Annotated in this window: 32 protein-coding genes; 26 read left to right on the top strand and 6 right to left on the bottom strand. The window is 39.2% G+C overall.

The annotated features are described in order from the left end of the window. Window positions 1–28: 28 nt before the first annotated feature. From ACH11B_RS20310 to ACH11B_RS20275, 8 genes are all read left to right on the top strand, one after another. Window positions 29–1,666, top strand: a complete 1,638-nt coding sequence (locus ACH11B_RS20310; protein WP_013667059.1) for an alpha-amylase family glycosyl hydrolase — start codon at window positions 29–31, stop codon at window positions 1,664–1,666. Beyond that, a complete protein-coding gene (locus tag ACH11B_RS20305; protein ID WP_130855898.1) occupies window positions 1,663–3,303 on the top strand; it encodes an alpha-amylase family protein in 1,641 nt (546 codons plus the stop codon). Before ACH11B_RS20310 ends, ACH11B_RS20305 begins: the two co-directional genes overlap by 4 nt. A gap of 52 nt (window positions 3,304–3,355) precedes the next feature. Beyond that, window positions 3,356–3,637, top strand: coding sequence for a hypothetical protein (locus ACH11B_RS20300; protein ID WP_013667057.1), 282 nt, complete (start codon window positions 3,356–3,358; stop codon window positions 3,635–3,637). Window positions 3,638–3,642: 5 nt separating this feature from the next. Further along, window positions 3,643–4,368: a hypothetical protein gene (locus ACH11B_RS20295; protein WP_130855899.1), complete on the top strand. Its 726-nt coding sequence runs from the start codon at window positions 3,643–3,645 to the stop codon at window positions 4,366–4,368. A 10-nt stretch (window positions 4,369–4,378) separates the two neighbouring features. Further along, entirely contained in the window at window positions 4,379–5,116 is a 738-nt protein-coding gene (locus ACH11B_RS20290) for a DUF72 domain-containing protein (RefSeq protein WP_130855900.1), read from the top strand. A gap of 68 nt (window positions 5,117–5,184) precedes the next feature. Further along, window positions 5,185–5,859: an SRPBCC family protein gene (locus tag ACH11B_RS20285; protein WP_130855901.1), complete on the top strand. Its 675-nt coding sequence runs from the start codon at window positions 5,185–5,187 to the stop codon at window positions 5,857–5,859. 87 nt (window positions 5,860–5,946) lie between these two features. Then, a complete protein-coding gene (locus ACH11B_RS20280) occupies window positions 5,947–6,246 on the top strand; it encodes an alcohol dehydrogenase catalytic domain-containing protein (RefSeq protein WP_246860293.1) in 300 nt (99 codons plus the stop codon). Beyond that, window positions 6,200–7,147 (top strand): zinc-binding dehydrogenase, encoded by a 948-nt coding sequence (locus ACH11B_RS20275; RefSeq protein WP_246860292.1) that lies wholly within the window; start codon window positions 6,200–6,202, stop codon window positions 7,145–7,147. The genes ACH11B_RS20280 and ACH11B_RS20275 overlap by 47 nt, the downstream gene beginning before the upstream one ends. Here ACH11B_RS20275 and ACH11B_RS20270 read toward each other — a convergent pair. Beyond that, window positions 7,144–7,863, bottom strand: coding sequence for an FRG domain-containing protein (locus tag ACH11B_RS20270; protein ID WP_130855902.1), 720 nt, complete (start codon window positions 7,861–7,863; stop codon window positions 7,144–7,146). The two genes, ACH11B_RS20275 and ACH11B_RS20270, sit on opposite strands and share 4 nt — an antisense overlap. A 104-nt stretch (window positions 7,864–7,967) precedes the next feature. Between ACH11B_RS20270 and ACH11B_RS20265 the strand changes: the two genes are divergently transcribed. The 4 genes from ACH11B_RS20265 to treZ all read left to right on the top strand — a co-directional run bounded on the left by ACH11B_RS20265 (window position 7,968) and on the right by treZ (window position 11,559). Further along, window positions 7,968–8,423, top strand: coding sequence for a hypothetical protein (locus ACH11B_RS20265; protein WP_149105708.1), 456 nt, complete (start codon window positions 7,968–7,970; stop codon window positions 8,421–8,423). Window positions 8,424–8,897: 474 nt separating this feature from the next. Beyond that, window positions 8,898–9,125, top strand: a complete 228-nt coding sequence (locus ACH11B_RS20260; protein ID WP_130855904.1) for a hypothetical protein — start codon at window positions 8,898–8,900, stop codon at window positions 9,123–9,125. Between the two features lie 37 nt (window positions 9,126–9,162). Further along, window positions 9,163–9,678: a ferritin-like domain-containing protein gene (locus tag ACH11B_RS20255; RefSeq protein WP_013667047.1), complete on the top strand. Its 516-nt coding sequence runs from the start codon at window positions 9,163–9,165 to the stop codon at window positions 9,676–9,678. Between the two features lie 72 nt (window positions 9,679–9,750). Continuing rightward, a complete protein-coding gene (treZ, locus tag ACH11B_RS20250; RefSeq protein WP_130855905.1) occupies window positions 9,751–11,559 on the top strand; it encodes a malto-oligosyltrehalose trehalohydrolase in 1,809 nt (602 codons plus the stop codon). 74 nt (window positions 11,560–11,633) lie between these two features. On the opposite strand, the gene ACH11B_RS20245 is transcribed toward treZ, so the two are convergent. Then, entirely contained in the window at window positions 11,634–12,227 is a 594-nt protein-coding gene (locus tag ACH11B_RS20245; protein ID WP_377608839.1) for a hypothetical protein, read from the bottom strand. A 268-nt stretch (window positions 12,228–12,495) separates the two neighbouring features. Here ACH11B_RS20245 and ACH11B_RS20240 point away from each other — a divergent pair, with 268 nt between their 5' ends. The 8 genes from ACH11B_RS20240 (at window position 12,496) to ACH11B_RS20205 (ending at window position 17,863) form a co-directional block, all read left to right on the top strand. After that, the gene (locus ACH11B_RS20240; protein WP_130855907.1) at window positions 12,496–12,915 is read left to right on the top strand and encodes a hypothetical protein; all 420 of its coding nucleotides are present in this window, start codon (window positions 12,496–12,498) and stop codon (window positions 12,913–12,915) included. Window positions 12,916–13,012: 97 nt separating this feature from the next. Further along, complete coding sequence (locus tag ACH11B_RS20235; RefSeq protein WP_130855908.1) at window positions 13,013–13,948, top strand: DMT family transporter; 936 nt, start codon at window positions 13,013–13,015, stop codon at window positions 13,946–13,948. A gap of 120 nt (window positions 13,949–14,068) precedes the next feature. Beyond that, window positions 14,069–14,245 (top strand): microviridin/marinostatin family tricyclic proteinase inhibitor, encoded by a 177-nt coding sequence (locus ACH11B_RS20230; protein WP_130855909.1) that lies wholly within the window; start codon window positions 14,069–14,071, stop codon window positions 14,243–14,245. 61 nt (window positions 14,246–14,306) lie between these two features. After that, entirely contained in the window at window positions 14,307–15,281 is a 975-nt protein-coding gene (locus ACH11B_RS20225; protein WP_341273586.1) for an MvdC/MvdD family ATP grasp protein, read from the top strand. Continuing rightward, window positions 15,271–16,266 (top strand): MvdC/MvdD family ATP grasp protein, encoded by a 996-nt coding sequence (locus ACH11B_RS20220; RefSeq protein ID WP_377608841.1) that lies wholly within the window; start codon window positions 15,271–15,273, stop codon window positions 16,264–16,266. The genes ACH11B_RS20225 and ACH11B_RS20220 overlap by 11 nt, the downstream gene beginning before the upstream one ends. Window positions 16,267–16,385: 119 nt before the next feature. Further along, window positions 16,386–17,048 (top strand): chloramphenicol acetyltransferase, encoded by a 663-nt coding sequence (locus ACH11B_RS20215; RefSeq protein ID WP_130855912.1) that lies wholly within the window; start codon window positions 16,386–16,388, stop codon window positions 17,046–17,048. Further along, window positions 17,033–17,221 (top strand): VOC family protein, encoded by a 189-nt coding sequence (locus tag ACH11B_RS20210; protein WP_041387554.1) that lies wholly within the window; start codon window positions 17,033–17,035, stop codon window positions 17,219–17,221. Before ACH11B_RS20215 ends, ACH11B_RS20210 begins: the two co-directional genes overlap by 16 nt. Before the next feature lie 279 nt (window positions 17,222–17,500). Further along, entirely contained in the window at window positions 17,501–17,863 is a 363-nt protein-coding gene (locus ACH11B_RS20205; protein ID WP_013667037.1) for a response regulator, read from the top strand. 59 nt (window positions 17,864–17,922) lie between these two features. On the opposite strand, the gene ACH11B_RS20200 is transcribed toward ACH11B_RS20205, so the two are convergent. The 4 genes from ACH11B_RS20200 to ACH11B_RS20185 are packed head-to-tail and all read right to left on the bottom strand — an operon-like array spanning window position 17,923 to window position 21,276. Then, window positions 17,923–18,651 carry an SDR family oxidoreductase gene (locus tag ACH11B_RS20200; RefSeq protein WP_130855913.1) on the bottom strand — a complete coding sequence of 243 codons (729 nt, stop codon included), beginning with the start codon at window positions 18,649–18,651 and terminating at the stop codon, window positions 17,923–17,925. 11 nt (window positions 18,652–18,662) lie between these two features. Next, entirely contained in the window at window positions 18,663–19,661 is a 999-nt protein-coding gene (locus ACH11B_RS20195) for a glycosyltransferase (protein WP_130855914.1), read from the bottom strand. Window positions 19,662–19,697: 36 nt separating this feature from the next. After that, a complete protein-coding gene (locus tag ACH11B_RS20190) occupies window positions 19,698–20,789 on the bottom strand; it encodes a glycosyltransferase family 9 protein (RefSeq protein WP_130855915.1) in 1,092 nt (363 codons plus the stop codon). Continuing rightward, window positions 20,782–21,276, bottom strand: coding sequence for a YbhB/YbcL family Raf kinase inhibitor-like protein (locus ACH11B_RS20185; protein WP_130855916.1), 495 nt, complete (start codon window positions 21,274–21,276; stop codon window positions 20,782–20,784). Before ACH11B_RS20185 ends, ACH11B_RS20190 begins: the two co-directional genes overlap by 8 nt. Window positions 21,277–21,755: 479 nt before the next feature. On the opposite strand from ACH11B_RS20185, the gene ACH11B_RS20180 reads away from it, so the two are divergent. The 6 genes from ACH11B_RS20180 to ACH11B_RS20155 all read left to right on the top strand — a co-directional run bounded on the left by ACH11B_RS20180 (window position 21,756) and on the right by ACH11B_RS20155 (window position 26,262). Next, the gene (locus ACH11B_RS20180; protein ID WP_013667031.1) at window positions 21,756–22,040 is read left to right on the top strand and encodes a hypothetical protein; all 285 of its coding nucleotides are present in this window, start codon (window positions 21,756–21,758) and stop codon (window positions 22,038–22,040) included. Window positions 22,041–22,253: 213 nt separating this feature from the next. Then, complete coding sequence (locus ACH11B_RS20175; protein ID WP_130855917.1) at window positions 22,254–23,702, top strand: amino acid permease; 1,449 nt, start codon at window positions 22,254–22,256, stop codon at window positions 23,700–23,702. Window positions 23,703–23,731: 29 nt separating this feature from the next. Continuing rightward, window positions 23,732–24,358, top strand: a complete 627-nt coding sequence (locus ACH11B_RS20170; protein WP_130855918.1) for a hypothetical protein — start codon at window positions 23,732–23,734, stop codon at window positions 24,356–24,358. A 13-nt stretch (window positions 24,359–24,371) separates the two neighbouring features. After that, entirely contained in the window at window positions 24,372–25,052 is a 681-nt protein-coding gene (locus tag ACH11B_RS20165) for a DUF2490 domain-containing protein (protein ID WP_130855919.1), read from the top strand. A 32-nt stretch (window positions 25,053–25,084) separates the two neighbouring features. After that, a complete protein-coding gene (locus tag ACH11B_RS20160) occupies window positions 25,085–25,735 on the top strand; it encodes an MgtC/SapB family protein (RefSeq protein ID WP_013667027.1) in 651 nt (216 codons plus the stop codon). A 26-nt stretch (window positions 25,736–25,761) separates the two neighbouring features. Further along, complete coding sequence (locus ACH11B_RS20155; protein WP_130855920.1) at window positions 25,762–26,262, top strand: hypothetical protein; 501 nt, start codon at window positions 25,762–25,764, stop codon at window positions 26,260–26,262. Window positions 26,263–26,462 lie beyond the last annotated feature (200 nt).

Genomic DNA, 26,462 nt, shown 5'->3' with positions numbered 1-26,462 from the left:
CAGATTTTAAATTTATTTCTTCTTAACAATGTACCAAGAGCAATTGTGGTGGCGTCATGGCATTATATATCAGATTTATCCTCGTTCGTTTAAAGATAGTAACGGGGATGGTATAGGCGATTTAAAAGGGATTATCCAACAGTTAGATTACCTAGAATGGTTAGGAATTAGAGCGGTATGGCTGTCACCAATTTATCCTTCGCCGATGGCTGATTTTGGCTACGATATATCAGATTATAAACAGATTCATCCTATATTCGGCGAGATGCACGATTTGGAATCACTCCTTGATGAACTTCATAGGAGAAACATGAAGTTGATATTGGATCTAGTGCCTAATCACACATCCAGCCAACATCCCTGGTTTATCGAGTCCAAGTCATCAAAAGATTCACCAAAGCGTTCTTGGTATATTTGGGAAGATGCCAAACCAGATGGCTCGGCTCCTAATAATTGGCTTAGCGTATTCGGTGGAAGCGCTTGGGAGTGGGATGAAGATACACAGCAATATTATTATCATGCATTTTTAAAAGAACAACCAGACCTTAATTGGCGAAACGAAGATGTTCAAAAAGCGATGTTGGAGGTAATGCAATTTTGGTTGGAAAAAGGCGTTGACGGGTTCCGCGTTGATGTTATGTGGCATTTAATTAAAGACAAACAACTTCGGGATAATCCGCTCAATCCTGATTTTCAAGAAAGGGATGCTAATTATAATCGTCTGCTCCCCGTATATTCTACCGATCAGCCGGAAGTGCATGAGTTAGTTGGACAAATGCGTGCGCTACTCGAACAGTATCAGGAGAAAGTGTTGATCGGTGAAATATACCTGCCAATCCAACGGCTAGTTACCTACTATGGAATTAATTCGAGTGGTGCGCATTTGCCTTTTAACTTCCAATTACTCACATTGCCGTGGGATGCCCAACAAATTGCTGTTGCCATTGATGAATACGAGGGGGCAATTCCGGAAAATGGTTGGCCCAATTGGGTTCTAAGCAATCACGATAAGCCGCGTATAGCTAGTCGTATCGGAGGCCAACAGGCAAGGGTTGCTGCATTTTTACTACTTACACTAAGGGGAACGCCAACAATTTACTATGGAGACGAGATTGGCATGTACGATGTTCCTATACCAAGCGATGAAGTGCAAGATCCCCAAGGACTAAATATGCCCGGTAAAAATTTAAGCCGGGATCCCGCCAGAACCCCCATGCAATGGAACAATGGTGAATTCGCCGGTTTTTCAACAGTTAAACCATGGCTTCGAGTCGACAAGCGTTTTAAACGGGAGAATGTAGAGATTCAGAAAGATAATCCTTATAGTATGCTTACCTTGTACCGGAAGCTTATCAAGCTGAGGAATGAAGAGCCGACATTGCAATACGGCAACTATGTTCCTATATTTAGCGATCAGCAGTTGATTATTTATAAACGAGCGCTCGAAGGATATCCTACCTTTCTTATCGCATTGAATTTAACGCCAAGACCCGCTTATTTTAAACAACAAGGCAAGACCGTTTTAAAAGGCGAGGTAATTTTAGCAACAACACCCGAGACTGAGGGTCTATCACTTGAAGAAGAAATCTATGTAGGTGGGGATGAAGCACTGGTTATTCGATTAGAAAAAAACAAAACCGTTTCTGCACCTGTTCTTAATACATGAAAGACCTATGCTCTCAACATTGGTTAAAAGAAGCTGTCATCTATTCGTTGGACGTTCGAAGCTTTAAAGATGCTGACCACAACGGATTAGGTGATATTCAAGGGCTTATATCTAAATTGGATTATCTTCAATATTTAGGTATCAATTGTATTTGGCTAGTACCTTTTTATAGCTCAGACGAAAAGGATGGGGGATATGATGTGGTTAATTACTATACAGTTGATACTCGGTTAGGAACACTGCAGGACTTTGAAGTACTGGTAAAATCGGCCGCAAAAAGAAATATTAAAATAATTATCGACTTGGTAGTTAATCATACAAGCAATCGACATCCTTGGTTCCTTGAAGCAATATCCGATAGAGGCAGCAGATTTCACGATTTTTATATATGGAAGGATGAGAAACCGGAAAATGACAAGGAAGATTTGGTATTCAAGACTGTCGAAGAAAGCAATTGGGAATATAATCACCAGGTGAATCGTTATTACTACCATACTTTTTATCACTTTCAACCCGATTTGAACGTGTCAAATCCCGCAGTTCAGGAAGAGATTCTTCGAATTTTAAACTTCTGGATGCAGTTTGGCATTTTTGGTTTTCGCATTGACGCCGTTCCACACATACTTAAAAACAAAGGCGACGAGCGTTTTGAAGGAAACCCCTATGACGTTCTAGATCGATGGAAGGAAGCTGTTCTTAAAATCAATAAAGACGCGATTCTTATTGGAGAGGCGGATGTTGAACCGGAAGACTATCCCCGTTTTTTTAACAAAGGGAAAAAACTTGATGGATTATTTAATTTCTTCCTGAATAACTATCTGTTTCTCGCTCTTGCAGAACACTGTGCTAAACCGCTAATAAACGCTTTTAAACGCTTACCCTTCTCAAATGGCCACGGTCAGTATCTGAACTTTCTTCGAAACCATGATGAATTGGATTTGGAACGATTAACAAACGATGAACGAGCCCGCGTTATGGAAGTTTTTGCACCCTGTCCATTTATGCGAATCTATGATAGGGGCATTAGAAGAAGATTGCCTCCTATGTTGAACAACAATCGAATGCATATTTGTTTAAGTATGAATCTTCTATTAACACTCCCTGGAAGCCCTGTAATTCGTTATGGTGAAGAAATCGGAATGGGAGATGATTTGGACTTGCAGGAACGACAAAGCGTGCGAACAGCTATGCAATGGGACGATACATTCAATGGTGGTTTTTCTTCCGTTTCACCACCCGAGCTTAAGTGGACAGTGATTGATGGAGGAGTTTATGGATATCAAAACATCAATGTTTCCAAAGAAATGGATGACGAATTTTCAATATTATGTCAAACAAAAAAAATAATCGCCTCTCGAAAGGAGTATAAGCTGGCTTTTTGCAGTTCGTTTCAAATCTTAAAGAATGATCATCCGCAAATATTCATTTATCGATATGATCTCAATGACTATGGAATACTTATCATTAATAACTTTTCGTATACAAATGCAGACGTGGAAATAGATCTAACGAAAGAAAAACCGGTGCTAACCTGTGTGTTGGGCAGCCCCTTATCAATGAAAGAATCTGCCGGAAAAATAAATCTCATACTCTCTCCTTACAGTTACCTTTGGTATAAGCTGTCTAAACTGGAATAGCAATTGTTTACCTATTATTAAATATATTTTTAAACAAATAAATTTTATACCTATGAGCACATCGAATCAAACAAGCAATCACAATGAAATAAAGCAATGGGCAAAAGAACGGGGTGGTGTCCCGGCCAGAGTAAAAGGAACAGGAAATGGCGAAGATGCAGGTATTTTAAGAATCCATTTTCCTGAACATAGTGAGCATAATGACGACCTGGAGGAAATAAGCTGGGAAGATTTCTTTGAAGAATTTGAAGAAAATAAACTGGATTTTCTTTTTCAGGAAAAAAAATCAGATGGCGAACAGAGTACTTTTCACAAATTCATTCAGCGAAAATAAAGGAGATGGCAACAACAGCAAAGCGAAAACCGGAAACGAAGAAGAAAGCGCTCGAAGAACCTACGTTGGAAATCGAAAAAAAAAGGCAAGCTCCCGGAAAAAAAGATCTTTCCAAATCATATAATGCCTTTAAGCAATATGGCGGCAAGCAATATACAGGAATGGCAATCGGCAGAAGTCACCATTGGGAATATGACCAGGGTGACTGGAAAGAAACAAAGATTACACCGGACCTTTGGGAGATTTTTTATGCAGTAACTAAGCGACGGAAGGGACATGCGCCAAAAGGGTCGGGTGTTCCGGTAGGAACGGAATACCATTGGTATATTTTGGCTCATCAAAACGTAAAAAAGTTAAATGCGAACGACTATTCCACGGAGATGTCCGGTTTAAAATTTAAGCTTGCTCATAAACGTGCAGATAGCGATAAGTGGAGTACTAAGGCACCCACCCAACGTAAGCACCTCGTTAAATTTCTTAAAGAAATCATTGCCCAGCTAGAAAGCGACCCTATTCCATTAACCTTCGATTACGAAGGAGTGCATTACGAAGGCGAGGGAATACCAATAACCGAAACATGTCATGAAGGCGTGTGTTACGAGTTATCCATTACCTTAAATGATAAAAATTTGGGCATTATCCGTTGCGCCAAAAGCGGTTGGAAAATGGACGGAGTTGAAAAAGGGCTTGTGAAAGCGATAGGAAATCAAATCTTTTTATATTTCGAATGAACGAGATCTCATGGCAAAAAGGAAAGGAGTAGCGTATATTGGGACCTCTGGGTGGCACTACAAACATTGGAAAGGGCCGTTTTATCCCGAAGGACTAAAAGAATCGGAACAATTAACATACTTCGTAACGAAAATTCCGACGGTAGAGCTCAATAATTCCTTTTATAGACTACCTTCTTCCGAAACGTTCAGCAATTGGTATCGCGCGGTGCCGGCGCATTTTAAATTTGCAGTAAAAGGAAGCCGATTTATAACACACTTAAAAAAACTGAAAGTACAAAAAGAGGTTGTTGACGAGTTTATTGAGCATGCGGGACACCTTAAAGACAAATTAGGGCCAATACTTTTTCAATTACCTCCAAAATGGAATATTAATGAGCAGCGGCTGATCGATTTTCTGAAACTTTTACCGAAAGATCATCGCTTTACCTTTGAATTTAGGGACGGGTCTTGGTATGAGGATCGAATTTATCATATACTTGAAAAAGCGAATTGTGCCTTTTGCATCTATGAATTAGCTGGTCATCAATCACCAATTATTGTGACTGCCGACTTTGTTTATATCCGATTGCATGGCCCGGGCGCTAAGTATCAGGGCAATTATACCGACGAACAGTTGCGCAAATGGGTTGATCGATGCCAAGAATGGCAAAACGAGGGTAGAGATGTTTATGTATATTTCGACAACGACCAATCGGGCTTTGCTGCATTAAATGCCCAAAGCATGCAAAAAATGCTTACCGAATAACTTGCCATCCAAGAATCGTATGCGGTATGACGAGCCGTCTTTATATTTTACAGAAATACCCTTAAAATATGGAAACCATGAACAGCGATGATGATAAAATAAATGTAAATACCATTGAACGAATTATTTCAGTAGGTTTCGGCGCATTGCTTTTGCGAAGTTCATTGAAAAAATTCAACCTTTTGAAGACAATTCCTAGTATCTATTTAATATATAGAGGAATTACAGGTAGGTGTTTATTATATAATGCGATTGATCTGGATAGCACTGAAAGACATAATGTTAATGTTAGGAGTTATTTTACTATTAATAAGCCTCGTGAGGAGCTTTATCAGTATTGGAGAAATCTAGAAAATCTTCCTTCATTCATGGAACATCTTCTATCGGTAAAAGTTCAGGAGAATAAATCTACCTGGACTGCTAAAATACCAGGGTATCACCGTGAGATTACATGGGATGCGGAAATTGTAAAGGATGAACCAAATGAGCTAATCGGATGGCAATCGATTCGTAATCCACTGATTTTTAACGCCGGAAAAGTGGTATTTAAAGATGCTCCAAATAATCAAGGTACCGAAATAACGGTCATCTTTAGCTATAGACCTCCCGCCGGTATTTTAGGAGAAGGGCTTGCAAAAGTACTAAATAAGCCTTTGGAGTATTTAATAGCAAATGAAGTAAGGGGCTTTAAACAAATAATGGAAACGGGAGAACGAGCGACGAACAAACTGAATAAAGAATAAGTATTTACAGCATGCTGTTGTTCGATTCAACAATCTAAGATGATGTATAAACACTCGCCGAACAGGTGACACGATAGAATTATAAATATGAAAGCATTATGTTGGAATGGCGTTAGGGACCTCAAGGTAGAACGTATACCTGATCCTACTATTGTAAATCCAAAGGACGCAATAGTTAAAGTTACGATGAGTTCGGTTTGCGGGTCCGACTTGCATCTTATAAACGGTTTTGTCCCGAGCATGAAAGCAGGCGACGTAATCGGCCATGAGTTTATAGGAGAAATCGTAGCGATCGGAAAAGAGGTAAAGGGATTACAAGTAGGCGACCGGGTGGTACCGGGTGGTGGTTGTTTCTGTTATCGGCTGTGGAGAGTGCCACTATTGTAAGCAACAAACCTGGTCGCTTTGCGACAATTCGAATCCAAATGCCGGATTACAAGAAAAGATTTATCAATATCCGACAGCAGGTATTTTTGGATATTCGCATTTATTTGGAGGATACGCAGGTAGTCATGCCGAATTTATACGCGTTCCATTTGCAGAATACGGGGCCTTTAAAATTCCGGAAGACATACCTGACACCAAGGCAGTTTTCGTTTCCGACGGTATTCCCACCGGCTTTATGGCGGCAGAAATGGCCTCCATAAAGCCAGGAGATATCGTGGCGGTTTGGGGCGCAGGAGGTGTCGGACAAATGGCAATACAGAGTGCTTACTTAATGGGCGCTGAAAAAGTTATTGCAATTGATCGATTTGACTACCGTTTGGCAGCGGCTGCCACCTATAGCCATGCAGAAGTGTTAAATTATGAAGCAACGGATATATTGGAGGCGTTGAAGGAGTCAACAGGAGGAAGGGGCCCGGACTGTTGCATCGATGCAGTCGGGATGGAGGCCCATACGACTGGGATGGAACATTATTACGATCGATCCAAGCAATTCTTAAGACTGCAATCCGATCGCCCGGCGGTGTTAAGACAAGCTATAACGGCCTGTAGAAAAGGTGGAACGGTATCAGTTGTGGGCGTATATGCCGGTTTAGTTGATAAAATCCCAATGGGTCTGTTTTTGAATAAAGGTCTGACAATGCGAGGTGGACAAATGCACGGGCAACGTTATGTCCCTCGGCTTTTTGAGCATATCCGCAACGGAAAAATAGATCCATCTTTTTTATTGACACACCCGATGTCATTGGAGGAAGGAGCGTATGCATACCGCATTTTTAATGATAAACTAGATAATTGTATGCGTGCAGTGTTCATACCTTCTCAATCATTCGTTGGCGACTAATGAAAAAATTTCCATTGAAGCAATGAACAAAGCCCTTCAAGCTCTGGAAAAACACTAAAGGCATTTACGCCCAATGTGTGTAATTCATCGCGAACGGACTCTTGACATTTTCCAGGAATCATGATTTTGAGTAACCGAGATGCAAAGTCTTCTTCCTGATGTAGGGAAAGTCTTTTTTTAATGGATTCCGTGCTTTGAACAGTAAAAACACCTGATTGATTATTGATACGTTGCTTGATGATCCGAGGTCGGAACAACCTTGTCTTATTTACCGTAAAGGGATTATGATTCTCTTTCATATTTAAATAGTGTGCTTCCGTAGCCATCAATATCCATATAGTAGCATAGGGTTGCCGGGATCGCTCCATCTTATATTGCTCGGTAGCAAACCATAGCGCTGTTAAGGCATTATTCGACCAATCTAAGAGGCGTGTAGGCAGTCCATAATGTTGACCCAGGGTGAGGTAATCCCAATCATTCATTGCTTGATGTTCCTTCACCAATAAGAAATTTGCCCTTTTAAACTCTTCAAGTAATTGTTGCTCAACTTTCAGAAGATCTCCCTTAGGGCGTAATCTAAGTAATTTCGAAACCAGAGGATAATCAGCCGCCTGGCCTCTAAAAAGAAAGTCATGGCTTTCCCTTTCGTTCTGTTTTCTCTTAAAATCTTTAATGGTATCAAGATATTCGTTGACAGAGGTAATTTCTGCTTCCATCACATGATGTTTCTGAAATATATACTAAAAACGTACCGAAGGCCGTACAGTCTGTGAAAACCGGCATGTATATCGCTTTTTATTACATAACATAAACTTGTGATATGAAACCAACAAAAGCTTTTTTTCCAAGCATTGTCGGCACCACAGCAATGACGATCTTCAGCTATGCTGTTTCCGGCTCACGAGAGGAAAACTTCAAAGAACCGAAACTTCTCGCTGAGCTAACATCAGATTTTTTTGCAAAAGAATACAAATACATAGCTAAGCCGGGTGGTTGGGGTATGCACTATGCGATGGGACTTGCAATGGCGACTGTTTTTCAAGAGTTTTGGAAACAAAGAAAGCGGAAGCCTAATGTAAAGGATAGCGCTTATGCGGGGCTAATTAGCGGTTTAACCGGTATTCTTATTTGGCAAACTCTTTTTAAGGTGAGTGCTAATTCACCAAAAGTTTCTATTAAGCGTTATTACGGCCATTTAATTTTAGCACATTTGATTTTTAGTGCCGGCGTCGCGTTAACAAGCAGATTAGTAAGCCCTTTTAAAAAATATAGGTAGATTCATTCAATCGCCATAAACTTAGTACCGTCGGGTACAACGGCAGCGCCGCTCACTTTCATTTTACTTTTCATCATTGGAAAGTGCACCTTTTCCAACCTCCGTTCTTTCTTCTTAAACAGATAATCACTTAACAAAGGAAGGCACTATAATCATATCCACAAAACAACTAATATCTAGGCCTTTAATAGATCGCCACTGTAGGTAGTTTTGGTCGGTGGGAAGTGCTGTTTTTCTACCGGTTATATCAGAAATTAGGACATAGAAAAAATCTTGCCAAATATGCATAAAAAATAATATGAAAAACGAATATCGACATCCATACAGTGGATGCTGTAATAAACACATCTTATCAGCCAATTTTAACCTCGAAGAGTTTCTGTTCTTTTTTTTACGAAACCAACCCGCTATTTAGGCACAAATCCTGTAACTCTATTATCAACTAATCTTATGAGAGATCAAAACAGAACAAGTATGGGAAAAGATAAAAATGGCAGTTTCGTGCCACCAAAAGGACGTCCTTCGGGCACAGGCCGAGAAAGTAGCGGACTACGTGATGCGTTTGCCGTTACTGGGTTAGATGAAGACAATGAACTGGCGGAAAAATATACCAGCGGTCCGGATAAGCCGGCAGCAGGTATTACAATTAGGCATCAAAATAGAAATGTCGACAAGGGACGGGATAGAGAAGAAGAGCGGTAAATTAAATAAAAATCGGTGAACATAAAACAGTAAGATTATGGCAAATTCAAAAAAAAACACAGAAGGAATGCCCAATGCGCATCTGCATGAATTATTTGTAGACGAATTGCGAGATATTCTAGGAGCCGAAAAGCAACTTTTGAAAGGTTTGAAAAAGATGGCCTCCAAAGCCAATGGTGAAACCCTAAAAAACGCATTTCAGGAACACCTATCGCAAACAGAAGAACATGTGGAGCGATTAAAAAACGTATTTGATTCCATAGGTCTAACAGCAAGGGGAAAAAAATGCAAGGCAATGGAAGGGCTGTTGAATGAGGCGGAAGAAATAATGGAAGAATTTGAAAATGGGGAAGTGTTAGATGCTGCTTTAATATCCGCAGCCCAAAAAGTGGAGCACTATGAAATTGCAAGCTATGGATGTCTGGTAACCTATGCCAAATTGATGGAACATTCGGAAGCGGAGGAATTGCTAGCCACTACTCTTAATGAGGAAAAGGAAACAGACGTGAAATTAACGGACATTGCCATGTCTGAAGCCAATGTTGCTCAATAGTTCATTAGTTTTATTTAAGTGCAAAGCCCCAGTCAGTTTTAGATTGGGGCTTTGATTTATTTCATACCCCGCATGATAGGAGCAATATATAATCGTAATCAAGTAAATTTTAGCGTATGGGCACCCCTTAAGGAAACAATGGTGCTACACATTGTATCACCTAAGGAGGCGAAATATAACATGAAACCAACTAGCGAGGGCTATTTTTGTTACAAGCTGAAAGATGCAACCGGTATCATTCGATATTTTTATCAACCTGATGATAATGAAAAGGATTATCCTGACCCGGCCTCACGTTTTCAACCAGAAGGTGTACACGGTCCCTCTCAGGTAATTGACCATGCGCGGTTTCCATGGGAGGATGCCAACTGGCGCGGCATTGCTTCCCACCAATTACTTTTATATGAGCTACACGTGGGTACCTTTTCAGATGAAGGGACATTTGAAGGGGTGTTATCGAGGCTTGACGACTTGAAAACCTTAGGCATTACCGCGCTGCAGCTGATGCCTATTTGCCAATTTCCCGGGTTGCGAAATTGGGGTTACGACGGAGTTTATCCCTTTTCGGTTCAAAATTCTTACGGTGGTCCGATGGGGCTCAAAAAACTGATTAACAAATGTCACGAAAAGGGGCTAGCTGTTTTCATTGACGTAGTCTATAATCATTTAGGCCCGGAAGGAAACTATCTTGGCGAATATGGCCCGTACTTTACTGATAAGTATATGACTCCTTGGGGCCAGGCGATCAATTTAGATGGGGAATGGAGTGACGGTGTCCGTAATTACCTTTTGGCAAATATTGCGGAGTGGTTTGTTCATTACCACGTGGACGGTTTGCGAGTTGATGCTATCCATGCCATGTTTGATAATGGATCAGTTCCTTTCTGGGAGGTGGCCTGTGCCTATGTAAAGGAGCTTGAACGTGAGTTGGGGCGCCGATTATATATGATCGCTGAAAGCGATTACAATCATCCCCGGATAATTCAGCAAGGGAGCGGAGGACTTGGTTTTGATGGACAATGGTTAGACGATTTCCATCACGCATTATATACGCTGGTCTTTCCGGAGGGGAAAAAATTTTATCAAGATTTCGGAAAGATAGAACAGCTTTCCAAAGCATATAAAGAGGGCTTTGTACACACCGGTGAGTACGTGGAAGCGAGAAAGAAAAGATTCGGTGCTTCCTCTGCCGGTATACCGGGTAGTAAATTCGTGGTCTTTAATCAAAATCATGATCAGATAGGAAATAAAGGGCAAGGCGAACGTCTATCAACCAGTTTGGACTTTGAAAGACTCAAAATAACGGCAGGCGCTGTTATTCTATCACCCTACATTCCGATGTTGTTTATGGGAGAAGAATATGGTGAAAAAAATCCATTTTCTTATTTTATTAATCACGGTGATCCACAGCTGATAAGAGCGGTAAAGGATGGTAGAAGAAAGGAATTTGGAACGTTTATGGATAAAGAGGATGTATCAGCACCGGAAGATCCCGACGTATTCGAACGCTCCAAATTAAATTGGGATAAGCGAACAATAGGAAAGCACGCAATGATATTGGATTGGTACAAAAAACTGATCAAGCTTCGGTTTTCTGATCCGGTTTTTTCTAACTTTAATAAAAAAGATATACAAGTCAATGTGATCGATAGGCTTCTTGTCCTACAACGAGTGAACGAAGGAGGAAGAGATAATACATTATGTCTTTTTAATTTCTCCGAAGACGAAACTATGTATAAGATACCTATCGGCTTCCCTTATTGGAAGGAACTACTTTTTCATGATCACTCACCGGTTTATTACCAAGGGACTTCGGTGGCTATTACACCGTGGGCGGTGTGGATATTAAAGACTCTCGAAGCGCAAGAAGAAGTATATTAAATAGCATTTGCCAATCATCTCCATACGAGTGATTATCGCATTTCTTCGAATAATATAGGATATGCGATCAATCACTAAGGGTTCTGACGGCCGACAAAGTCATTGATAATCTGTATGCTCATTTTGCTATTTTTTTCGATAGACGTAATAATCTTTTGTATATCTTCCTCGTTCAATGATTTCAATCTTTCGTTTAGCAAACGGGATAGATTTTTGATGTTGCCCAAAGGCCCACCTAAATCATGCAATAGAATATGAAGGATGGAGTCTTTTTTATCATTCAGCTCATTCAAATAGTCTATATCTTCCTTTTTAGTTGTGATGTCAGTCACATAACCTAAAAATAGTTCTTTATCTAAACTATTGTCAATACGTGCATATAGAGAAAGGATACATGTTTTCTCGTTAGGGAGTATCGTCCTGAATTCAAAATCGGTGAGCGAATTTCCCTGACGTAAAAATGGGAGATATTTTTTCAAACGCCGGACATCATCCGGATGAATAATACGAGTGAGTTTATTTATACTCTTATCGCCGGAGCGGATGCCGAAAAAAGACTCAAATGATGTGTTAGCATAGCAAAAAAGCTTATCTGTTAAACTGTATATGAAATAATAGCGATTGTCTTCCGCAATAAGTGAAAGTAAAAGTTCCTCAATATTCTTCATAAAGAGTGTATTTGGAAGTTAATCGTTTGTTACCCCAATATTAAATCGGTTAAATTAACAAAAAAGAATTGCAATAGCTACAAAGTTTGTGAACATTTGGCCCCTATGTACTTCATAGTAAATCAATGACAGGCTACAATCTAACTGTTGTATAAAATTCCGTTTAATATAAACGACTGAAACAACGAGCTTGGTTTTTGATTACATAAATTCGTAGTTTTGCATTAAATTCTCTCAGTGTACATTAGTAATAATTGCGGATACATTATTGGAAACACCCTTTCAAACAGCGAAACTGGGCAACAGACCGATTATCTTCCTTAAAAAAAGAATTGAAACCTTCGATTTTAAGGTCTATACATTGTTTCTTTTTAAAATTGATCCCATTGTAGCAAAGGAGGAAATTATACAATATTGCCGAAGCTATAATGCAGATAAACTCTCTAATACGACACTTTACGCATTTATTTTTTTTGACAACGAGAAATATGCTGATTTTCCTAAACGAGCTGCTACCTACATTTATAATACGCTGGAGGATAGCCTAGCTGTCCAACATATTAAAGCTGTATACATCTCCAATGTTATTAACGGTTTTAGCAAGCTTTTTTATTATCCAACAAGTTATTTCTTTGGTCACGCGGAAGAACACTATTATCTGGATGGTTTAACAAAGAATATAAAGTAGGCATACAATAACTGTATCTCTCAAATTTACCGGAAATGTAACCCTGATCACTCGATTATTTTATCGAGATTTGACTTAGGTTAAAATCCGCTTAAATATGGCTAACGATTTACTTAAAGCTTATTTTGCCCTCGCTGTTGTTTGTATAGTATGGGGCACTACTTATTTTGCTATGCGCATTGGTGTGAATACCATTCCGCCTTTTTTATTTTCCGGATTTAGGCAGGTTGTGGCAGGAGGAATACTATTGCTTTTCCTAAAGATAACCGGCAAGTTGAACGCGCTTACCAGGACTAATTTTATACGTCAAGCAATCCCCGGAATACTGATGATTACGCTTGGTAATGGTGTTGTAGGTTGGAGCGAAAAATTTATTCCCAGTGGTTTAGCTGCATTGATTGTCTCTATCATGCCTGTGTACATCGTTGTCGTTAGTTTTGTAAGCGGGGTAGATCGTAAAATGCCAAATATAGCAATAGTCGCAGGACTAATCATGGGGACTTTGGGTATTATACTCATTTTCAACGATAATTTGAGTGATTTGTCTAATCCATCCTATTTTACGGGAATGCTCGTAGCTTTCGGTGCAGCCTTAGCCTGGGCATCAGGAAGTGTGTACACAAAATATAAACCATCAAAGGCTGATCCACTTGTTAACGCCGCTATGCAAATGCTCATCGGGGGCATAGTGCTGCTACTAATGAGCCTTTTTTTAGACGACTTTAAATTAATTCAGCCAGTTTCCAGTGATAGCTTTTGGGCTTTAGTGTATCTGATTGTGATAGGATCGCTTCTATCATATCCCTGCTTTATTTATGCTTTGGATAAATTACCAGTGGGATTAGCTTCCATCTACGCTTACATCAACCCGCTTATTGCCTTAATGCTTGGCTTCTTTTTACTAAACGAAAAATTGACGACGATGTCGCTGCTAGCGTTATTTACGACTTTAACCGGTGTCTATTTTATCAACAGAGGCTACCGTCAGAAAAATCACACGCTTCGTTTGACAAGCTCAAGAAGAGAACCGTAATTATTGGTTATTTTAAATAATTTAAACATATATGTAGCATAATTTCATCAAGATTCGTCTACTAAGTAGTAATGCGTATTACTTTTTGTTTATTATTTATTTATTTAAAAACTAACAGTTATGGAAACTAAAAATCAAATGAAGAAACCCTTCTTTGCCAGATTCTTAGAAGGACAAACAGCTCAAAATGCTAAAAATCAGGATGGTAATCAGCAATCTCCAAAGTCCGAGCTTCATCAATCGCCGGATTGGAATGTTACGTTGAAGTTCCCTTCGGACAGTGACGAGGGTCTGTAAGGTATCTGAATCTTAGCATCTACAAGGGGTTGGCGCCGACCTCTTGTCCATTTTGATTGACATGATCTTATGTATTACCCATTCCAGTGACTTTTATACTATCGACATCGTTCAAAACGCCTTAAATCGTATGGGTGTACCATCAATCCGGTTAAATGTTGATGAATTTGCGATAAATTATAAAATTCATTACGATTTTACGGATAACGGACGGCAACTTTACCGATTAAATATAAACGGGTTAACCATTGAATCTTCTCAAATCACGGCCGTTTGGTATCGCAAGTTATGGGACTTAACAGTTCCCGGCGATTTGGATCTAACTTATCGATCTGTGTTCGTGAAAGAGTACCGTACCTATTTACAGTTATTCTTTGATAGTTTGAAAGATTTATATTGGATAAATGATATGCAAGTAGACCATGCTGTTGGGGGCAACAAAATATATCAACTGAAAATTGCGAATAGCGTCGGTTTACGGGTTCCCAAAACCACTATTAGTAATGAAGCGGCAACTATCCGAGCGTTCTATAAATCCTGCGTAAACGGAACGATCATGAAGCTTCATGGTGCTTTAGAGAAAAGTATGCATGCCAAATCGTTTCTTCCAACCATAAAGCTGGCCGATGAAGACTTGAAGAACCTGGAAGAGTTATCCTACTGCCCTATGATCTTTCAAGAGTATATAGACAAGTTATATGAATTACGGATAATTTATGTTGATGGTGAGTTTTTCACCGGGAAAATTCAGCATAAAGAGATGCAGACTGACTGGAGAATCACTCGGGGGACCTCTCCATCTTGGGAGCGATATCCACTGCCAAATGAAATAAAGCATAAATTACGAAGGATGATGCAACGCTTAAATCTGGGCTTCGGAGCGATTGATATGATAAGGAATAGGGAAGGTGCTTATATCTTCCTTGAAGTTAATCCGCAGGGTGAATGGGGTATGCTCCAAAAAGAACTAAATTATAAGATCGGAGAAACACTAGCAGAAAAACTAATTGAGCACGCAAGGAAAAATGAACAATAAGAAAGTATTAATTATTACCCACGAAGGTGATAACGCCTGTGTAGCAAACGTTACAGATCATATAGAACAGATTGGTGGTAACGTAATACGATTTGATGTAGATAAGTATCCAACAACGGCCTCCTTAACAAGTTCATACAACAAACAGGGGTGGTCTGTTGAGCTAGAAGGAACAATGGCTCAATTGTTGGACGACAATCTTACCGGTGTTTGGTATCGCAGAAGCCATTACATTGGTAGAAACCTTAAAAACCTAATCCATGATGCTTATTTACCCGCGACATTGGGAGAGGTTAAACGGACGCTCTATGGAATGGTAGAATCGTTGCCCTGCTTTCAGATGGAACGTTACAGCACCTATCGACGATTAGATAGCAAAGAAGAACAATTGAAAATAGCACATAAATACGGTATGCAGATTCCTGCAACCTGCATCAGTAATTCGCCACAGAAGATAAAAGAATTTATGCAGCAAGTTGGGGGTGAGTTTGTTGCCAAGATGCAAAGCTCTTTTGCAATTGTTAAGGATAATATAGAACAAGTTGTATTTACAACTCTTTTAGATCCTGAGGATATTGAACAATTGGAAGACATTCAATATTGTCCTATGATCTTCCAAGAAAAGATAGAAAAAAAACTAGAATTGCGTGTGACCATTGTAGGCTACGAGTTTTTCGCCTTTAGCATCGATTCCCAAAAGCAGGAAGACACAAAGATTGATTGGCGTAAAGATGGACTTAGCTTGATAAACGAATGGAAATCTTTTCAGCTGCCGGAGAGAATAAAGAAAAGCCTGACACTTTTGATGGATTATTATCAATTGAACTATGGGGCCATTGATCTCATTGTAACTCCCGATGATGAATATTATTTTTTAGAAATTAATCCGGCAGGTGAATATTTTTGGCTGGACCAAATGTGCGGGCATGCCATTTCACAACAGATCGCCAAGGTACTTATAGGAGCCGCATTAAGAAGAGAGTAACAACATGCAAAAACGATCCGGTGATTTTTTTGTATTAATTGTATATTCTATTAGTCTCTATCAACAGCATAAACCAAGTGTTAGGGGCATGAATAAGAAAGTTAATATTAATAAGTGAAATGACAGCATCTTTTTTGCCTATAGACCTCAATACATGGCCGCGAAAGCCTTATTTTGATTACTTTTATTATCAATTGAAGACCAAGTACAATGTCAATCATCACTTGGAAATAACCGCGTTGCTCAATTCCATTAAAAAAAGACAGCTGAAATTTTATCCTACGTTTCTCTATCTTATAACAAAAACGGTGAATCAAAACGAAGCGTTTAGAATGGCTTTCGATGAAAATGGCATTTTGGGACTTTGGAACTTTTTAGTGCCATCATATACGATTTTTCACAAGGACGATAAAACATTTTCGGATCTATGGAGCCCTTATTACACGGGGTTTAATGACTTTTATACCACCATTTTGCACGACATGGAACAATACCGAGATATCAAAGGTATTCGTGTGAAGGCCGGACGTCCTGCTAACTTCTGTCCCATTTCTGCACTTCCATGGTTAAGCTTTACAAGTATTAGCCAAGACACTTACAGTGACTCGGATCTACTTGTTCCTATCATTAGATTTGGTAAGTACTATCAAAATATGGAAAAAACCCTACTGCCATTTTCTATATATGTACATCATGCAGTGGCCGACGGTTATCATACATCCAAATTTATTAATGAGCTGCAGGACTTATGCCGGGAAATTGATGATTGGATAGATTCGTAGATGCTAAGGGATCGAAAAGTCGCAAAACTGATCATTATTGGAAACATCTTATCAAAGAAGGGGGCACCGAAGTCGCTTGTGGCTGGCTAACAGATAAATTTGGAATAAGTTGGCAGATTATTCCAAAGAAACTGAGTGCATTAGTAGGAAATCCGGAAAAGCCCCAAGGGTGATGGCTGTTTTGATGCAAATGAAAAAAGTTGATCATTGCTGATTTGGAAAATGCATAACTGTGTTTCTGCTTTTCTATCTTCTTATGTCCACCGTATTAAACTCGTCGGGTGCCCTCTTTTTTGAGCTTATATGCGGGACCTGCTTTTACAATGTTTACAGTGACATATAAAGTATACAGATATCTACTGAATATACACATAACGGCATGCCTTAAACGGTTGATTTTCATTGTGGCCTGAGAATTGCTTATATATGCTGATCGTAAAAAGTAGACACGAATGAAGAAGTTGATTTATATTCTTGAAGATGAGTCGGATATAAGGGATATATTATCTATTTTCTTATCTGAATATGCAGAGGTAAAAACTTTTGGGAACATTAAAAGCTTTAAAGAAGCCATGCTGGCTGTTATTCCTCATCTATTTTTACTGGATATAAATCTCCCTGATGGAAATGGATTGGAACTTGCAACTGATATTTCTAAAAATCAATTGGCTAAGAACAAACCAATAGTTATTATGTCTGCCCACGCAAAAGGTGATGATTTGCAAAAAAGAAAAGAGATTAGTGCTTTTATTTCAAAACCTTTTGACTTAAGTCAGATGGAGCAAAAAGTAGTCGAATTATTAGAAGCATCTTAGTGATTTGGATAAAAGAAAAGACGGGCAATATGAAGTCACTGCCCGCCTAAAGGCGCGACCTATGGCCAGGATGTCTCAGTCATGGGAAGTACCATAATTTCCGGGATCACAGTTTCTTTTGGTAGTGATAGCACATACCGAACAGTATCGGCTACATTTTCAGGATCTTGTAGCAAATTAACATCGATGTCGGGGAAACGCTCCAGTAGAAAGGGGGTTTTCATTCCTCCGGCAATTACGGCAGTGACCTTTATACCCTCTTTACGCCCTTCCACGTGTAGGGCATGACTAAAGCCCAGCAATCCCCATTTACTCGCGTGATAGGGAGAGGCGTTAGCCCAAGCTCGTTTGCTCGCTGTCGACACGATATTCACAATATGTCCTTGTCCATTCTTTTTCAAATATGGGAAAGCGCTTTTTGAAACAATAAAGGGGCCACGAAGATTGACACTCATTACTTGGTCCCATTCATTGAGGCTTAATTCTTCCACTGATTTAGTATAATCTACTCCTGCATTGTTTATTATCACATCAAGTCGGCCAAAATGGTCTACTACTTGTTTTAGTACGTTTATCACACTGGTTTCATCACTTACGTCCATCACATATGATTGTGCATTGCATCCGGCAGCTGATATTTCCGCTGACGTATGTACCAAATCATTTTCTCTTACATCTGTTAATGCAATGCTGGCACCGTCTCTTGAAAGCCTCTTACAAATTGCTGCTCCTAGACCACGACCAGCTCCGGTAACTAAAACTACTTTATCTTGCAGTGAATTTTCCATAATATATATTGTTAATAATTTGTCTGATTAGATTGCCTCAATTGCATTGATTTTTCGATTACTAGTTCGAACGCGTCCAGCCAGTCGCGAATGAATCGATCCATTCCAAAGTTTTGTATTGCTGTCTCCCTAGCATTATCCCCCAATTTTTTGGCGTGAAGTGGATCATCGAGCAACAACTGCATTTTATTTATCAAATATGACACATCCGTATGAATGTACCCAGACTTTCCATTGTCTACGGTCATGGCCATCTCCGTAGTCGCTAAGCCTATAATTGGTAAGCCTACCATCATCGACTCACAGACTGCCAAACCTAAACTTGTGTAACGTATCGGATTAAAGAAAAAACGATACTTCGAAATGAAGGATGGTAGCTCAGGAGGCGCTATCTCTCCCAATCCACCGGCCACTTCCGATTCCATACCGATTAGATCTAAAGGAACATACTTTTGCACTTGCTTAAAAATATCGTAACCTAATCGCCTCCCTCGCTTCGCTATGCCATTGATTACTACAACTCCTTTTTCAAGCACTCCGGTATAATTGACGTCTTTAGGGATCAAAACTCCATGTTGGATCACTCTAGTAGGTGTACGATTATTGTCCCACATCAGATTGTTAAAATGGGTTACATGTATTAATAGGACCTCAGGATCATCTACTATATGCCGCGTATCGGTAGGTACCTCTCTCGGTGGATCATGTTCTAAATAAATCTTAGGTAGAACTCTTTGACGTTCATCTAAAATTTCATACTGATCTTCGAGGTAGTTCTTTCTCGACTGGAACAAAATGCAATCAAAATCCATGTCCTTTAGTTCAGAAACCGGTACCTCATATACATTGTCTCCCCATTTAAAAGTTCCGGAGCGACCGCCGTATCCTTCCGGTCTATCAGACATTACCGGTAGATAGAACTGGCACGGTACCTGAGAAAGGTAGTAAAGATAACTACCATGTATATGCCAGGTTAAAATTCTTAATGGCTTTTGCGATATTATTTGCATAACTGTCTATTTATATTTCTTCGTACATTCTTGCTTCTATTTATCATTTAATAAAATTTTCACTTCCCTTAAAACTTCACTTACTTCAATGCCTCTTACGAACGAAAAAAGGTGTTCACAATTAAGATCCCGAGGTTCAAAAGGGTAAGGTTCATTCGGAACGACACCGCACCTAGGGCATTGCATATCCCACGATATAACAAATCGGTGCTTTTTCGTAAATAGCGGTCCCCATTTAGCGAAGTTGGGTGCCCAATATATACCTACCGTTTTAGCGCCAGCAGCCCTTGCCAAATGAAGCGGTCCTGTATCGTTAGAAACGACCAATTCACTTTTGGCAAAAAGTGCTCCGAGCGTTCCCAGGGATACGTTGCGGCAGGCGTAAAAAGCCTGATTTTGCATAGTTGCAATGATTTCCTGAAGGTATTGTTCATCCTCATTGTCGCCAGTGAATAGGACAGTAACCCCGCTTTTTACAAGCTCGTCCGCCAATTGTGCAAATTTATCCGGAAGCCATCGCCTTCGAAGATCCTTAGCACCGGGATGCACAATGATGTAAGGCTGACTAATAACCAAATTTTGCAAAATCTCCTTTGCATTGGCATACTCAGCAGGAAACAGGGTAATTTCGGGCTCTAAAGTATAGAGCAATGCCCCCACTAAATCTATCAGCTCTAAATAGCGCATTACCTCGTGCTGATAATGGACAAAAGGAATGCAGTAATCTGTATCTATGGCCTCCCTGCATGTATGCCCTATTGTCACGCGGGCGTTTAATTTGCTTATAAAGGGATTGGACGCTATACCTCTGCCTTGAAAATGAATAGCTAGATCGAACTTCTCTTCTTGCATACGTTGAAAAAAATGGTCTATTTCTGCTTGATCTGCCTCTTTTCCTTCTTCATCCCGAATACCTTTATACAGGGGAACCACAACAACACGATCGATTACCGTTCGCTTTTTGACAAGAAATTCGGCGTGCCAAGGACTTCCCAGCAGTACAATCTCAGCCTCTTCATAAGCGTGTTTAAGAGCATGAATGGCTGGCAGGGTAACAAGAAAATCTCCAAGAGCGTTGGCTCTTAGAACGGCTATTTTTTTTACCTCTTTCTCTTTAATTTTATTCATCTGTTGTAGCGTCGGTTACTTCATCCGATAAGTCATTTATATATGTGCCACTATCACAAATCCCTACTAAATCAGCAAAGTCAATAATATGTTCTTTCATCAGCTCTTTGATTGTGGCAGGTTCGGTGGCTGCCGATAATTCTAAGCGTGTATCCAGTGCATATAATCTGAATACATAATGATGAATCCCTTTGAAGTATTTTGGGCAGGGGCCTTCATAGCCAAACGTATGATTATTGCACAAACCTTCAATTCCACCGGCAGGTACCTGCCCTTCTTCAATTAACGTAGTGGCAGGAGGAATATTAAAAACATGCCAATGCGTCCATGGGACTGGAGAAGCGTCTATATCTTCGATCAACAATACTAAGCTTTCGGCATCAGAAGGAACACCTTCAAATACGAACGATGGGCTAACATTTGAGCCTAAACATGTAAATCTTTTCGGAATCTCGGTACCTGGTTCAAAAATGCTTCGTATTTTCATCTGTTTTTTTTTTCTTCGTCAAACTATTCATGCATCGTAAAGCGCAAAATCTGCCACGAATACAACCTCGCTATAATCATTTTGATTATCGAAAATTCCGTATCTTAATGATTGCCAGAACCGGACAGACAAGCACAAACTCCTATCCAAAAAAGGAAAAGCTGTGAAGTAACTGCATCTAAAAAAGTCGTAAATAAGCGAAGAGAAGTGCTTTAGGTATAAAATTCAACGTAATTTCTTTTTCAATATCAGCACAACGTCAAGGAAAAATTAGAAAAGGAGAAAGCAGTTTATACAAAGAAGTGAACAACGGAGAACCTTTTTTAGGACAGTAATAAAACGTTGCCACTCCTTGATTAATCTTCATGGCTACGAAGAAGGCCACATCTACGCTCTTTTTCTCATACTGTTTGTGTAAAAGATGTATAATCATATTGTTTCATTTTAATTTAATTTTATATCGCTAAAACAAACTTATTATGGAGAATTTTAAAGCTTTATCAGCCTTCCCTGATCATTTGCAAAAGTACTTGCTTGAGCATCCCGAGGAATTGCCTACTGAAGTCAACATGACAAATTTTAAAGTGAAGCCCTTTCAAAATGCATGGACCGATATCCGGTTAAGTGCAGATTATGAATATACACGTTACATGGATGTCGTTTTTATTGATGGTGAAAAATACCCTAACAAATTACACAGTTATCTGGTTACCTACTCGAGCTCTAAAAATATTATTAATCTGAAGAGAATTATACTTTCTTAGTCCGACACTTATCTTAAGTTATTATCTTGCTGACACTTAATTGGTTTAAACCAATTAACGGTAACCATGGCGACCTTCCATTGAATTGCCCACATAAAGCATCGGCAGTAACCCATATGCAACACGGCGTTACTGCTGATAATTTCAAAATAATCACAACAAAACGCATATATCTTTTACCTTTGCTTTTTACTAAGTAAAAACTAATAGATTTTGGAAAATCTTCACGAAAACACGTCAAATCAGCAAGAACTTAAACGGGGATTATTAAATAGACATATACAGCTTATTGCTTTAGGCGGCGCCATCGGTACCGGCTTATTTTTGGGAATTGGACCGGCAGCCGTTATGGCAGGTCCTGCCGTTGTCTTCGGTTATGCAATAGCAGGTTTCATCGCCTTTCTAATTATGCGGCAATTGGGAGAGATGGTGGTTGAAGAACCGGTATCAGGAAGCTTCAGTCATTTTGCGTATAAGTACTGGGGAGCCTTTCCAGGTTATGCATCGGGATGGAATTACTGGATCTTGTATATCTTGGTGAGCATGTCGGAGCTGACCGCCATAGGCATTTATGTACAATTTTGGTGGCCTGAAATCCCACTTTGGGCATCCAGTTTGTTTTTTTTCCTCGTCATAAATGCCATTAATCTAGCCTCTGTGAAAATATACGGAGAAGCTGAGTTTTGGTTCTCAATTGTTAAGGTGATTGCCATTATTGCGATGATCCTTTTTGGCACCTATCTCCTAATTACCGGGAAGGGCGGAGAAGAAGCAAGTATTCGTAATTTATGGAATGATGATGGTTTCTTTCCAAAAGGTCTGTTTAGTATCGATGAAGGAGGGAATTACCAAGGTTTACTTACGGCTATGGCTTTGATTATGTTTTCTTTCGGAGGCCTGGAATTAATTGGTATTACAGCAGCAGAGGCAGAGAACCCCGAAAAAAACATCCCAAAGGCAACCAATCAAGTAATTTACCGTATTCTAATTTTTTATGTCGGTGCCTTACTGATTTTATTTTCCTTGTCTCCATGGCGAGAAATTACGACCGGTAGCAGTCCCTTTGTTGCTGTTTTTGACACTTTAAAGGGTTTTGAATTTACAGTCTTAGGTAAAACGTTCTCTTTTACAAGCATTATAGCCAATGTGTTAAATATTATTGTACTCACTGCAGCATTATCTGTTTACAACAGTAGCGTTTATAGCAATAGCAGAATGCTGTTCGGATTGGCGAAGCAAGGCAATGCACCCCGATTTTTGTCGAAGCTGAACAGAAACCACGTCCCGATAATGGCTATTTTAGTTTCGGCTATCTTTGCTGCTATTTGCATTGTTATTAATAAACTAATGCCCGAGCAAGCATTGGGGATTCTTATGTCTTTAGTGGTGTCGTCGTTGATTATCAATTGGATTATGATAAGTATTACCCACTTGTTTTTTCGTAAAGCAAAAAATGTTGAGCAGCTAAAATCAAAATTCCCAACGTTCCTATATCCTTTTACAAATTATATCTGCCTATTGTTCCTAATTGGTGTGCTCGTTATCATGTGGCTTACGGGTATGAAAACGCCCGTTGAACTGATTCCCATCTGGTTAATACTATTATATGTGAGTTATTTGGCCGTAAAAAGAAATAAACAAAAAACCACCGACAGATTTTAGGTGTTTTAACCTAAAGCAATTATAGATCGATGACCCTAATATATTGCATAGAAAATAAAGGGATTGCACGCAGATTAAGAATATTATTTATTCTTGCTTTTTCTATCTTGTCACAGCCTATCGAAGCGCAAGAGAAATTAGAAAGAGAATACAGGATAGCGGCGGAACATGTGCCTGAAAAAGCAAAATCCTTTATTAAAGCTACTTATTTGAATGCAAAGGCAAAATGGTATAGAGAAGAAGGTCTAAGCGGTTTTACGTTAGAAGCAAAACTTAAATGGAAGGGACAGCGACACAGTGTAGAATTCGACACATTAGGGAATTTACAGGATATCGAGATAGGCATTAAGTTTGAAGAGGTTGAAGACATAGCCAGGAAGCAAATTGAAACCCACTTACAAACTAACTTTCAACATTATAGAATTGTCAAAACACAAGTACAATTGAAAGGCTCTTCTGCTCAACTTCAGCGAATCGTTGGTAATCAAACCAGGGAAACTACAGAAGAACTCATAATAAATTATGAACTTATTATAAAAGCGAAAAGCAGCGAAGATAAGATCAATAGCTTTTACGAAATTCTTGTTAATAAACAAGGTGAGGTAATTAAATTGTCTAAAATTGTAGAACGTGCCGTAAATCATCTCATATTCTGATTATAAAACACAAATGAAGAACCATTTCCTGTTCGGGTATTTCTTTTTATTTTGCATTTCATCTTTACGTGGGCAGGATCGCTACCAATTAGGGGTTATTCCTCAAATTAATAATGAATTTAGCTTAGGTGACCGATATGAGCTAAATTCAAAAGTAGAGATACGACAACTGTTAAAAGATGGTCCTTCAAACCTTACTGCACAAAAAGGATTTCATTTTGAAAGAAGCGATTTTGAAACAATATTAAACAGAAAGCTAAGCCCTTTAGACGGAGTGGGTGTGGGGTATCTCCTTCGAATTGAAGAAGGAAAGTTAGTCCATCGTTTCATTCAACAATATGCTCATGTTCAAAATAAAATAGGCTTTCGACTTGCCCATCGTTTTCGAAGTGACCAAACCATAACCGATAATGAATGGTCGTTCAGAATCCGGTACCGACTAAGTTTTGAAAAGCCATTAGAAGGTTTAGAGATAGATCCTAAAGAGTTTTACTTAAAAATTAACAACGAATATCTTCCAACCTATGCGAAAAAAGAACTGGATGTAGAGATTAGACTGCTTGCCTCGCTTGGATATAATTTATCTGATAAAATGAAATTCGAGACCGGTTTCGATTATAGAGCTGAAGATATAATAGCAAAAAATACGGAACACCAATGTTGGCTCAATTTGGGGTGGTTTCATAGCTTTTAAACTATTCGACATCTTGGTTGTTTAAAGCAAGTATGAAAACAACTGAAATTGAATGGTTACTTGAACCTAACGATATGATGAGCTTTCTCGTTTCGATCATTTGTGGTAGTATCATCGGACTCGAACGCGAATACAACAATAAATCAGCCGGTTTTAGAACCATTGTATTAATTTGCCTCGGTTCAACAATTTTCACGATCGTTTCAAAATATGGTACCGGAAGTGATGATCGTATTTCTGCAAATATTATTACAGGTATTGGCTTTATAGGCGCGGGTGTTATATTTAAAGATCGACTATCGGTACTGGGCCTCACTACTGCGGCGGTTATTTGGACGGCGGCGGGAATAGGTATGGCGGCTGGAATCGGTTACCACGCTTTAGCTCTGGCGCTTACGTTGGTTACTATTGTAGTTTTGTCCTTGTTTACCAAAATTGAAAATCTAATTGGAATGTACCATAATCGTAAGTTGCTGAATATTGACTTTTGTGATGGCGATCTTCGGCATCTTCATTATGTTGAGCATTTTTTAGAGGAAAGGCACATAAAGTATACAAGAATTTCGTTGCGTAAGCAAAATGAAAGATTATTTGCTATATTAGAGGTACAAGGAAGTGACAAAAAATTAAGGTATTTGGATGAAGAAATAATTCAATTGCCTTATGTACGAGCCTTTAGCTAACCATTAACCATTACATAGTAAACCTAATGAGCACCATTTTAAACAAGGAGGAGTCGGTTCAGTTTCTATCAAAGCTGGGAGTGCCGGAGGGACTTATCCAAGTGACCGCTCACGGTGGTGGCACTTTACATGAGACCTTATTTAGACTTCGACCACCTCATACAATATACGCCTCGCAAGACACCATTCCCTATAAACAGTTAGCGGTTCTTTTCGAAAAAGGGCGCCATGCAATAGCTTACGATTTAATCATGCGACGCTATATTCGTTTCGACTTAGCCTTTCCCGATACTGTTATCTCCTGTTATAAGAACGTTCAGAATGTTCTGGCTGAAGAATTAACCCGATTAGTCGCTGGCGGTTTACCTAAAACCATTTTTGAAAAAGTATCCAATTTGTTAGGCTTCAAATATACAGAACTCCTTTGGGTACATTACATCAATTTTGAACTCATATATCTGTCGGATTACAAAAATTGGCTCGATGATCTCATCATGAAAATCGATATGCACTTGAAAGAAAAATAGATGCACTTCCTCTATCTTATTTCTCAAATATTCATATATTATTGTGAAATAATGTGTATATAATTTATATTAGCAACGTCAACTAAACAAATCATTAACAAAACCAAATAAAGAAATCTGTAAATACCAATTAACATCTCGAACGTCTTATTTCTTACGATCTAAGGAAGATGTTCATTTCTGCTTGAGTTCGATAGTAA

The organism is Olivibacter sp. EAT-5 (assembly GCF_044784325.1).
GTDB lineage: Bacteria > Bacteroidota > Bacteroidia > Sphingobacteriales > Sphingobacteriaceae > Olivibacter > Olivibacter oleidegradans.
Note: the sequence above shows the minus strand (reverse complement) of the source record. Positions and strands in the feature narration are given on the sequence as shown.

Bases quoted from the DNA above. Each gene is read 5' to 3' on its own strand.
- ACH11B_RS20280 (WP_246860293.1), top strand. From the start codon at position 5,947: ATGAAAGCATTATGTTGGAATGGCGTTAGGGACCTCAAGGTAGAACGT.
- ACH11B_RS20190 (WP_130855915.1), bottom strand. From the start codon at position 20,789: ATGAATAAAATTAAAGAGAAAGAGGTAAAAAAAATAGCCGTTCTAAGA.
- ACH11B_RS20300 (WP_013667057.1), top strand. From the start codon at position 3,356: ATGAGCACATCGAATCAAACAAGCAATCACAATGAAATAAAGCAATGG.
- ACH11B_RS20215 (WP_130855912.1), top strand. From the start codon at position 16,386: ATGACAGCATCTTTTTTGCCTATAGACCTCAATACATGGCCGCGAAAG.
- ACH11B_RS20295 (WP_130855899.1), top strand. From the start codon at position 3,643: ATGGCAACAACAGCAAAGCGAAAACCGGAAACGAAGAAGAAAGCGCTC.
- ACH11B_RS20185 (WP_130855916.1), bottom strand. From the start codon at position 21,276: ATGAAAATACGAAGCATTTTTGAACCAGGTACCGAGATTCCGAAAAGA.
- ACH11B_RS20310 (WP_013667059.1), top strand. From the start codon at position 29: ATGTACCAAGAGCAATTGTGGTGGCGTCATGGCATTATATATCAGATT.
- ACH11B_RS20255 (WP_013667047.1), top strand. From the start codon at position 9,163: ATGGCAAATTCAAAAAAAAACACAGAAGGAATGCCCAATGCGCATCTG.
- ACH11B_RS20155 (WP_130855920.1), top strand. From the start codon at position 25,762: ATGAGCACCATTTTAAACAAGGAGGAGTCGGTTCAGTTTCTATCAAAG.
- ACH11B_RS20205 (WP_013667037.1), top strand. From the start codon at position 17,501: ATGAAGAAGTTGATTTATATTCTTGAAGATGAGTCGGATATAAGGGAT.
- ACH11B_RS20170 (WP_130855918.1), top strand. From the start codon at position 23,732: ATGACCCTAATATATTGCATAGAAAATAAAGGGATTGCACGCAGATTA.
- ACH11B_RS20195 (WP_130855914.1), bottom strand. From the start codon at position 19,661: ATGCAAATAATATCGCAAAAGCCATTAAGAATTTTAACCTGGCATATA.
- ACH11B_RS20165 (WP_130855919.1), top strand. From the start codon at position 24,372: ATGAAGAACCATTTCCTGTTCGGGTATTTCTTTTTATTTTGCATTTCA.
- ACH11B_RS20305 (WP_130855898.1), top strand. From the start codon at position 1,663: ATGAAAGACCTATGCTCTCAACATTGGTTAAAAGAAGCTGTCATCTAT.
- ACH11B_RS20200 (WP_130855913.1), bottom strand. From the start codon at position 18,651: ATGGAAAATTCACTGCAAGATAAAGTAGTTTTAGTTACCGGAGCTGGT.
- ACH11B_RS20245 (WP_377608839.1), bottom strand. From the start codon at position 12,227: ATGAAGAATATTGAGGAACTTTTACTTTCACTTATTGCGGAAGACAAT.
- ACH11B_RS20285 (WP_130855901.1), top strand. From the start codon at position 5,185: ATGGAAACCATGAACAGCGATGATGATAAAATAAATGTAAATACCATT.
- ACH11B_RS20220 (WP_377608841.1), top strand. From the start codon at position 15,271: ATGAACAATAAGAAAGTATTAATTATTACCCACGAAGGTGATAACGCC.
- ACH11B_RS20235 (WP_130855908.1), top strand. From the start codon at position 13,013: ATGGCTAACGATTTACTTAAAGCTTATTTTGCCCTCGCTGTTGTTTGT.
- ACH11B_RS20230 (WP_130855909.1), top strand. From the start codon at position 14,069: ATGGAAACTAAAAATCAAATGAAGAAACCCTTCTTTGCCAGATTCTTA.
- ACH11B_RS20265 (WP_149105708.1), top strand. From the start codon at position 7,968: ATGAAACCAACAAAAGCTTTTTTTCCAAGCATTGTCGGCACCACAGCA.
- ACH11B_RS20225 (WP_341273586.1), top strand. From the start codon at position 14,307: ATGATCTTATGTATTACCCATTCCAGTGACTTTTATACTATCGACATC.
- treZ (WP_130855905.1), top strand. From the start codon at position 9,751: ATGATAGGAGCAATATATAATCGTAATCAAGTAAATTTTAGCGTATGG.
- ACH11B_RS20270 (WP_130855902.1), bottom strand. From the start codon at position 7,863: ATGGAAGCAGAAATTACCTCTGTCAACGAATATCTTGATACCATTAAA.
- ACH11B_RS20180 (WP_013667031.1), top strand. From the start codon at position 21,756: ATGGAGAATTTTAAAGCTTTATCAGCCTTCCCTGATCATTTGCAAAAG.
- ACH11B_RS20290 (WP_130855900.1), top strand. From the start codon at position 4,379: ATGGCAAAAAGGAAAGGAGTAGCGTATATTGGGACCTCTGGGTGGCAC.
- ACH11B_RS20160 (WP_013667027.1), top strand. From the start codon at position 25,085: ATGAAAACAACTGAAATTGAATGGTTACTTGAACCTAACGATATGATG.
- ACH11B_RS20260 (WP_130855904.1), top strand. From the start codon at position 8,898: ATGGGAAAAGATAAAAATGGCAGTTTCGTGCCACCAAAAGGACGTCCT.